This is a genomic window from Psychrobacter sp. CAL346-MNA-CIBAN-0220, from assembly GCF_040309805.1.
In the GTDB taxonomy this organism is placed as follows: Bacteria; Pseudomonadota; Gammaproteobacteria; order Pseudomonadales; family Moraxellaceae; genus Psychrobacter.
Map to the genome: position 1 here is coordinate 1 of NZ_JBEOPF010000217.1, position 276 is coordinate 276.

A 276-nucleotide genomic window follows, 5' to 3' on the forward strand; every position below is an offset into this window, starting at 1 on the left:
GTTCTGGATCAATACCAGCGGCAACCGCCATTCTTAAATAATCTTCACCCAACGTCGATAGGGCAATACTCAAACCACCAGAAGATGAGCCAGTAATACCAGCAAGGGTGGTCATCGCGACCGCTTCTGAGATAAGTGGGTTATCAGGCGTTAGGTTTAAGATGCTGTCACGAATAATAAGAAAGCCTGCCAATGAAGCAATGACCGCGCCGTAACCCACTTCTGAGGCGGTGTTAAAGATGGGCAACATCGAATCATAAGTACCACGGTTGATGG

The 276-nt window shown here is 47.8% G+C and carries 1 pseudogene; it reads right to left on the minus strand.

Going from position 1 to position 276, the window contains the following annotated elements:
• Nucleotides 1-276: pseudogene (locus tag AAEY88_RS13385) on the minus strand (GntP family permease); the annotation flags it as partial.